We start from the raw sequence: 9311 nt of genomic DNA, 5'->3' as shown, positions 1-9311 counted from the left end.
ACGAAGCTAGCATCCGCTGCGCATTCCACAAGCGGGAGCGAGTCCCCGTAGGAATGTTTTCTCCCGGATTCCCCGCACGACGCCCATCCAGCCGGGACTGAAGACTCACCAAACAATCCCATCCCCCGTCCGCCATCTTACAGAGGCGTCCTCCCATCTCAACTAAATATGGACATTACTACTTGACAAATCAAAGGTATGTGCTAAAATATAACCTAAGTTTATAGATTTTTATAAAAAAGGCTGCGAAAGTGTCAGTAGAGTCTTATTTTCCATCAGAGAGAAGGAATCATCGGCTGAAAGTTCCTTCAGGTTCAGATAAGAGTTTGAATTTCCCACCGGAGCTGCACGGCTGAACGGATAGTATATAGTAAGCTGTGACGGGTCATGCACGTTACGCATATGATGAGAGCCTGCCATGGCAGGAAACAGGGTGGTACCGCGAGCATAACGCTTCGTCCCTTCGCATTTGCGAGGAGATGTAGCGTTTTTTTAATATCATAGGAAAACTTTCCTATGATATTAAAAGCCCTCCGGGCAGGATGCGCACTCGCGCGAAGATGTAATATGCCGCTAAGCGGCCGCGCTCGGCGCGAGAGTCCGGCTTGCCGGACTCTTATATCATTAGGAAAACTTTCCTATGATATTAAAAGCCCTCCGGGCAGGATGCACACTCGCGCGAAGATGTATATGCCGCTAAGCGGCCGCGCTCGGCGCGAGAGTCCGGCTTGCCGGATTCTTATTTGTTCATTATACCGTAAAAAGGAGTTATTATGAGAGAGCAGTTAGAAAAAATCAAAGAGGAAGCATTAAAACAGATTGAAGCTTCCGATGCGCTGGAAAAGTTAAATGACATCCGCGTTGCTTATCTTGGAAAAAAAGGTGAGCTGACAAGCGTGCTGAAGAGCATGAAGGATGTTTCCCCGGAGGAGCGTCCGAAGGTGGGCCAGATGGTCAATGACGCCAGAGCCTTAATTGAGGCAAAGCTGGAGGAGACAAAGACCGTCCTGGCAAGAAAAGCCAGGGAAGAGCAGATGAAACGCGAAGTGATCGACGTAACGCTGCCCGCCAAGAAGAGCAATGTGGGCCACAGCCATCCCAATACCATTGCCCTGGAGGAAGTGGAGCGTATCTTCGTGGGCATGGGTTATGAGGTAGTGGAAGGCCCGGAAGTGGAATACGACTTATATAACTTTGAAAAACTGAACATTCCTGCAAACCATCCGGCTAAGGATGAGCAGGATACCTTCTATATTAATAAGGATATTGTACTCAGAACCCAGACTTCACCGGTCCAGGTCCGTTCCATGGAGCAGGGCAAACTGCCGATCCGTATGATCGCGCCGGGACGCGTATTCCGTTCCGATGAGGTGGATGCAACGCATTCCCCGTCCTTCCATCAGATTGAGGGACTTGTCATTGACAGGAACATCACATTTGCCGATTTAAAGGGAACGCTGGCGGAGTTTGCCAAGGAGCTGTTCGGGCCGGAGACAAAGGTAAAGTTCCGTCCTCACCATTTCCCGTTCACGGAGCCGAGCGCCGAGGTGGATGTAACCTGTTTCAAGTGCGGAGGTTCCGGCTGCCGTTTCTGTAAGGGTTCCGGCTGGATCGAGATTCTGGGCTGCGGCATGGTTCATCCTCACGTCCTGGAGATGAGCGGCATTGATTCCGAGGAGTACTCCGGTTTTGCATTCGGTGTGGGCCTGGAGCGTATCGCCCTGCTGAAATACGAAATCGATGACATGAGACTCTTATATGAGAATGACATCCGTTTCCTGAAACAGTTTTAAGAAATAAGCGAATAGATGATAGAGTAGAGGAGATAGACATGAATACAGCATTATCCTGGATTAAGGCATATGTGCCGGATCTGGAAGTGACGGATCAGGAATATACCGACGCCATGACCATGAGCGGAACGAAAGTGGAAGGTTATGAGCGCCTTGACAAAAATCTGGAAAAAATCGTGGTTGGCCAGATTACAAAGATTGAACGTCACCCTGACGCGGATAAACTGATTATCTGCCAGGTTAACGTCGGAGAGGAATCCGTTCAGATCGTTACAGGCGCCCCGAATGTAAAGGAAGGCGACAAGGTTCCGGTTGTGCTGGACGGCGGCCGTGTGGCCGGAGGCCATGACGGCGGTCCGCTTCCGGAAGAGGGAATCAAGATTAAAAAAGGAAAGCTCCGGGGAATCGAGTCCTGCGGCATGATGTGTTCCATCGAAGAACTGGGTTCCAGCCGTGAAATGTACCCGGACGCCCCCGAATCAGGAATTTATATTCTCCCGGAGGATTCAGAGGTGGGTGCGGATGCGGCGGAAGTCCTCGGGCTCCGCGACGTGGTATTTGAGTATGAGATCACATCCAACCGTGTGGACTGCTACAGCGTAATCGGCATTGCCAGGGAGGCGGCGGCTACATTTAATAAAGAATTCAAAGCGCCGGTAATCAGGGAATCCGGAAACGGTGAGGACATCCATGATTACCTGAAGGTATCCGTGGAGGATCAGGAGCTCTGCCCGAGATACTGTGCGAGAATGGTAAAAAATATTAAGATTGCCCCGTCACCGGTATGGATGCAGCGACGTCTTGCCGCCAGCGGCATCCGTCCGATTAACAACATTGTCGATATCACAAACTACGTGATGGAAGAGTACGGACAGCCGATGCACGCCTTTGACTATGACCAGATTGGCGGACATAAGATTATTGTGAAATGTGCAAAGGACGGAGATGTATTCCAGACCCTGGACGGCCAGGACAGGAAACTGGACAGCCGCGTCCTTATGATCAATGACGCCGAGAAGGCGGTAGGTATCGCAGGCATCATGGGCGGTGAGAATTCCAAAATCACCGACGATGTAAAAACCATGGTATTCGAGGCCGCATGTTTCGACGGAACGAATATCCGTCTTTCATCTAAGAGAATCGGCCTCAGAACCGATGCATCCGGAAAGTTTGAAAAGGGTCTCGATCCCAACACCGCAAAGACCGCAATCGACCGTGCCTGCCAGTTAATTGAAGAGCTGGGCGCAGGCGAGGTAGTGGGCGGAACGATCGACGTATACCCGGTGAAAAAAGAAGGCAACCGGGTGAAATTCGATCCCGATAAGATCAACAGGCTTTTGGGAACCGACATCGGCGCGGAGACCATGATTGAGTATTTCAAACGGGTGGAGCTGGAATATGATAAAGAGACTCAGGAAGTGATTGTGCCAAGCTGGAGACAGGATGTCCACCGCATGGCGGATCTGGCCGAGGAAGTTGCCCGTTTCTACGGCTATGATGTGGTTCCGACTTCACTCCCGACCGGCGAAGCGACGACGGGAAAGCTTTCCTTCAAGCTGAGAGTGGAGGAAGTGGCCAGGGAGATCGCGGAGTTCTCCGGTTTCAGCCAGAGCATGACCTACTCATTTGAGAGCCCGAAGGTATTTGATAAGCTTCTGCTTCCGGCAGACAGCGAATACAGACAGGCCATCACGATTTCCAATCCGCTGGGTGAGGATTTCAGTATTATGAGAACACTTCCGTTAAATGGAATGCTCTCCTCCCTGTCCACCAACTATAACAGAAGAAATAAAGATGTCCGCTTATATGAGCTGGCAACCGTATATATGCCGAAAGCGCTTCCTCTGACAGAGCTTCCCGACGAACGCCAGCAGTTCATCCTGGGAATGTACGGCAACGGGGATTTCTATACGATGAAGGGCGTGGTTGAGGAATTTTTCGACAAGATTGAGATGAAGAAAAAACCGCACTACAATCCGGAGGCGGGCAAACCCTTCCTTCATCCGGGACGCCAGGCGGAAATCATTTACGACGGAACCGTAGTCGGCTATCTCGGTGAGATTCATCCCGATGCGGCCGACAACTACAAGCTGGGCGAGAAGACCTATGTGGCAGTCGTTGATATGCCGTCGATTCTTCCTTATGCATCCTTTGATCACAAATACACCGGAATTGCCAAATATCCGGCTGTGACAAGAGATATCAGCATGGTGATGAAGAAAGAGATCCTGGCAGGCCAGGTAGAGGAAATCATCGAGCAGAGAGGCGGAAAGATTCTGGAAAGCTACAATCTTTTCGATATCTATGAGGGAAGCCAGATTACGGCAGGATTCAAATCCATCGCCTATTCCATCACCTTCAGGGCACAGGATCACACCCTGGAAGATAAAGAAGTAAATACGGTAATGAATAAGATTCTGAATGGTCTTCAGGGACTTGGAATCGAACTCAGAAGTTAACAAAACGGGAATGCGCCCGGCCGCTGCTGAATATCAGCTCTGGCCGGGCGTTTTTTTTGAGTGGCAATGAAAAGTTCGCGAAGCGTGCTTTTCGTTGTCTGCCGGGAGGGAGGATAAAAAGGGCACAATAAAAGGATATTGTGTATACAAAATAAAAAATAAAGGAGATTTTGGAAGAACCCTGGCGGAAAAATGTCTGAAAAGGCTGTAAATATTGACGGAAGAGGTGAAAAACGAGTATAATTATGTTTAAATCAGTGCCGTAAAAGCAGAACGGCATGAATACAGGACGGGATAAATATGGGGAGAATTTCGAATAAAGAAGATGCGGGGATTTACATCATTGATGATCAATATCAGGTAGTGTATTTTAATGAACAGATAAAACAGACATTTCCCTGGCTGAGCTGCGGGGAGAAGTGTTACAGGGCCATGTGCAGGGAGGACGAACCATGCCGTGACTGTCCGGCCGCAAGGGATGAGGCAAAGAGCGGAGTCTTATATAATAAAGTGACCCAGAGATGGGTGGAGGTCAGCGGCGGCAATATCGACTGGCCGGGGTGTGGCTCCTGCACTATGGTCATGACCACCGGAATACGGGAGGTTAACAAAAACTTATTCTACAATCTGACAAGCATTTCTGCTTATGACGAATTGTTTGAACTGAACCTGACCAGGGACACCTATAAAATCCTTTATCACCAGGCCGGCAAGTATGTGATCCCGGCGGAAGAGGGAAAACTTGAAAAAATGATGGAGGAAGTGGTGGACGGCATGATCCACCCGGACGACAGGGAGGGGTTCCTGGAATTCTGGAACCTGGACCGGATGTTTGACACCCTGCATGAAGCGGGAACGGATCGGATCATGAAAAAACAGCTTCGAAAGCTCAGGACGGACGGCAGCTACTGCTGGGTGGCCCAGATTGTGGTGCCGTTGAACCAGGGAGAGTACGATGATCGGATATTGATGTGTTTTATTCAGGATATTGATGAACAAAAGCAGAAGGAGTTTATGCTGGCGGAGAAAGACAAAAAGGATGAGGAGCGCGATCCCCTCACCGGGCTCTATCACAGAGCCGAATTCTTCAGGGCGGCGGAGCGGTTCCTGCGGGAAATCCAGGATGAAACCTATTGTATCATGGCCATCGATGTGGAGCATTTTAAGCTTTTTAACCAGTGGTACGGCGAGGAGGAGGGAGATCGTTTCCTGCTCAACATCGGGGAGCATTTAAAGAAGGCCCAGGATGAAAACGGTGGAATTGCCGGTTATATGGGAGGCGATGATTTTGTCATTATCCTGCCGGACGACAAAGAGATGCTTTTGAAGCTGCGGGACGGAATTATGGGATATGTCAGGCAGTATGGGAAGAATGCCGGTTTCCTTCCGGCCTTTGGACTGTATTCGATCGAGGACAGAGACATTCCGGTCAGCACCATGTACGACAGGGCCGTCGTTGCCCTGGCCTCCGTAAAAGGCAATTATGCGCAGCGCGTGTGCCGGTTTGACAGCCGGATGATGAAAAAGATGGAGGAGAACCATCTTCTGCTCTCCGAGGTGCAGCGTGCGCTGGACCATGATGAATTTGTCTATTATCTCCAGCCGCAGTGCAACATGACCAACGGTAAGATTGTGGGACTGGAGACACTGGTCAGATGGATTCACCCGGAACGCGGCGTGATTTCCCCGGGGGAGTTCATCCCGCTTCTTGAAAGCAATGGCCTGATAGCCAGCCTGGATCTTCATATGTGGGAAAAAATCTGCATTCATTTAAGAAACTGGATTGATCGGGGTAAACGGCCCGTGCCCGTTTCCGTCAATGTATCCAGGGTGGATATCTATACGATTGATGTGGTGGACTGTTTTGCCGGTCTGGTGGAGAAGTACCGCCTGGATCCGAAGCTCCTGGAGATCGAGATTACGGAAAGCGCCTATGCGGAAGAATATGATATTTTTACCGGCGTGATTGCCAAACTTCGGGCGGCGGGATTCCTCGTGTTTATGGATGATTTCGGGAGCGGTTATTCATCCCTCAACATGCTCAGCGACGTCAAGGTAGACGTATTGAAGATAGACATGAAGTTTCTCAAGATGGATGATAAGAGTGAGGGCCGGGCAATGCGGATTCTTGAGACGATTATCAATATGGCCCGTTTCATGGAACTTCGCATGATCGCCGAGGGTGTGGAAACCAGGGCTCAGATGGAGATGCTCCTGGACATGGGCTGTCAGTACGGGCAGGGTTATTATTTTTACCGCCCCATGCCCATTGCGGACTGCGAGGCGGTTATGGCCAGGGAAGACAACATGGATTTCCGTGGGATCACGGCCAGGACCATCAGCCGGATGCAGACCAGGGATTTGATGAACGATGATATTTTCAGTGAGACAATGCTGAACAACATACTGGGAGGCATCGCTCTCTACGACATATCGGACGGTCATGCGGAGCTTTTGAGGGTCAATGAGCAGTACTGTAAAATTACCGGCACAAGCCTGCTGGAGCTGGAAGAACGGCGCAAGAACATGATAGAAAATTTTTACCGGGAAGACCGCGGCCTTCTTTTTCAGATTTTCGAACGGGCCTGCGAGGACAGAATGAGAGGAGGAGAAGGCGAGCTGCGGTATCTGAAAGGCGACGGAAGCATTATGTGGTTGAGCATGCGCGCCTTTTTCATGAGGGAGCAGGACGGACACAGGCAATTTTACTGTTCCGTCAGTGATATCACACGGCAGAAGCAGAAGGAATGCCAATTGGAATCCTCCCAGAGGGCTTTGGCTGCGGTGGTTAACGTTGCGGAGAACGACAGGTCCTTTATGCGTCTGGCGGAAGAGAACCGCAGGGCGGCCGCGTCAATTTTTGCACAGATGTCTCCGGGAGGAATGATCGGCGGATATTGTGAAGAAGGATTTCCACTGTATTTTGCCAATTCCGCAATGGTGCAGCTTCTGGGATATGACTCCTGCGAGGAGCTGGCCTGGGCAATTGACGGTCTGGTGCTTAACACGATTCACCCCGATGACAGGGAACAGGTGAAAAAGGATATCGGTCCCGAATATTATGCGGGGCTGGAGTATACGACAACCTACAGAATGCCGAAAAAGGATGGCACCTGGTTCTGGACGCTGGACAAGGGAAAAGTGGTGCTTGCTGAGGATGGAAGGCTGGCGATTATCAGCGCCTGTACCGATATCTCGGAGACTATGTTTGCCCAGCAGCAGCTAGCGGAACGCAACGCCGCCTTAATCCGCCAAAATCAGGAACTCTATTTCCTGAACAATGACATGCCGGGCGGTTATCACCGCTGCGCAAGGACGAGGGACTTTGATTTCCTTTATATCAGCAACCGTTTTCTGGAAATCCTCGGCTATACCAGGGAGGAAATAAGGACGCAGTTTGACGACAAATTTATCAATCTGGTCCATCCCGACGACAGGGATATGGTGAGGAAGAGCATTGAACCTCTGCGAAGGAACGAAGAAACTTATAACCTGGAATACAGGGTAGCGGCAAAGCGGGGGTATATCTGGGTGGTTGATCAGAGCCGCTATATGGAACTCGGCGGAAGGACCTTTCTTCAGGGAGTTATCCTGGATATCACCGAGACGGTTGAACTGCGCAATAGAATGAAACTTCTCATGAGACATATGCCCGAGGCGGTCACTCTCCTTACCTATAAAGAGGGAACTATCTCCGTGCATATTCTGATGGAAGGGCTGTTTGGCCGTATGGGCTGCACGCAGAAAGAATATGAAGAAATACTTCAGAGCGGCACATGCGAAAGGGCTGTGGGAAACACGGAGGACGGCAGTCTGGCGGAACTCCTGAAACGGTCCATGATGCACCGCCGGAATTATAAGGATGTGATACGGGTGGCGATGCCCGGCCGGGAAGTCCTGTGGATGAGTCTGGATATCAGGTATATCGACGAGGGGGCGGATGGACTGAATTTTCTCTGCATCTGTGCCGATGTTTCTTATATCAAGGAAAAAGAGCAGGAACTCTGGCTTACCGGAACGCAGATGGAAAGCGTTCTGCGCCAGGCGGAGATCAACAGTTGGGACTGGGATATTGAAAATAACAGACTGACCCTGAACCGCGGCACGGATCGGTGGGAAGTGCCCGGCGGATTCGATGAGGGAAGAAGCAAGAAGGTGATTGAAAACTTCACGGATGCGGCGAAGAGATGGGAAGAAATACCGGAGGAAGACAGGAAATCTTTTCTCGAATACCTCAAAAAGATTTATTATAATAAAAGCGGCGAAAGTCTGAAACATGAAGTGCCGATGAAAGAAAAGGACGGGGGGCTGCGCTGGATCAGAGTTGCCTGTGAGACAATAAGGAGCGGGGACGGGAAGCCGGTGAAGGCGGTCGGATACTACGTTGACATCACGGAAGAAAAGAAGAAAAACGTAGAAAATAAAGCCGATAAAAAGGCGCTTGAACTCCTCCGGAAACAGAAACTCAAGTTGACCAGGATGGCGGAAAACGATGCGCTGACGGGGCTATATAACAGACAGACCGCAATCCCCAGAATTAAGGAATTCCTGCAGAATATGGACGGCGAAACGGCGGCCCTGATTATGCTTGATCTGGACAATTTTAAACTGGTCAACGATGTGTTTGGACATGCGTACGGGGACAGCGTCATAGCAGGAAATGCGGCAAAACTGAAAAACTTTTTCCGCCAGGATGATATTATCTGCCGGATTGGAGGGGACGAGTTCCTTATTTTCTGTAAAAACATCTGTGAGGAAGTGCTGGAGCATAAAATAGCGCAGGTGATCGAGGAGATGAAGACTACCTATGACAACGGAGGGCGGAAGATGACCTTTTCCGTGTCGGCGGGTTATGCGATGATGCCCGATCAGGGAACGGAGTTCGATGATTTATACCAGAGGGCGGATATCGCCCTGTTTGCGGCCAAGACGGGAGGAAGAGGGACCTTCAGGAAATATGAGGCGTCCATGAAGAAGATAAGATATGAGCTGGCGGGCAAAAACTGACGCCGCCGATACCGATTTTGGAAGGATAAAAGGTTATTGGACACGGAGTGAA

Annotated in this window: 3 protein-coding genes and 1 other annotated feature; all 3 genes read left to right on the top strand. The window is 50.3% G+C overall.

The window, feature by feature from the left end:
* Nucleotides 1-236: 236 nt before the first annotated feature.
* Nucleotides 237-466, top strand: a binding site (T-box leader).
* A gap of 307 nt (nucleotides 467-773) precedes the next feature.
* Nucleotides 774-1793: a phenylalanine--tRNA ligase subunit alpha gene (gene pheS / locus QZT18_RS12820; protein ID WP_294148393.1), complete on the top strand. Its 1020-nt coding sequence runs from the start codon at nucleotides 774-776 to the stop codon at nucleotides 1791-1793.
* A 38-nt stretch (nucleotides 1794-1831) separates the two neighbouring features.
* Nucleotides 1832-4252: a phenylalanine--tRNA ligase subunit beta gene (pheT, locus tag QZT18_RS12815; RefSeq protein ID WP_294148392.1), complete on the top strand. Its 2421-nt coding sequence runs from the start codon at nucleotides 1832-1834 to the stop codon at nucleotides 4250-4252.
* Nucleotides 4253-4552: 300 nt separating this feature from the next.
* Nucleotides 4553-9259, top strand: coding sequence for an EAL domain-containing protein (locus tag QZT18_RS12810; protein WP_294148391.1), 4707 nt, complete (start codon nucleotides 4553-4555; stop codon nucleotides 9257-9259).
* The last annotated feature ends 52 nt before the right edge of the window (nucleotides 9260-9311 follow it).

The sequence above is a fragment of the uncultured Clostridium sp. genome (assembly GCF_900547735.1).
Taxonomy (GTDB): domain Bacteria; phylum Bacillota; class Clostridia; order Lachnospirales; family Lachnospiraceae; genus Otoolea.
Note: the sequence above shows the minus strand (reverse complement) of the source record. Positions and strands in the feature narration are given on the sequence as shown.

Coding starts and splice junctions, on each gene's coding strand:
- pheS (WP_294148393.1), top strand. CDS start 774: ATGAGAGAGCAGTTAGAAAAAATCAAAGAGGAAGCATTAAAACAGATT.
- pheT (WP_294148392.1), top strand. CDS start 1,832: ATGAATACAGCATTATCCTGGATTAAGGCATATGTGCCGGATCTGGAA.
- QZT18_RS12810 (WP_294148391.1), top strand. CDS start 4,553: ATGGGGAGAATTTCGAATAAAGAAGATGCGGGGATTTACATCATTGAT.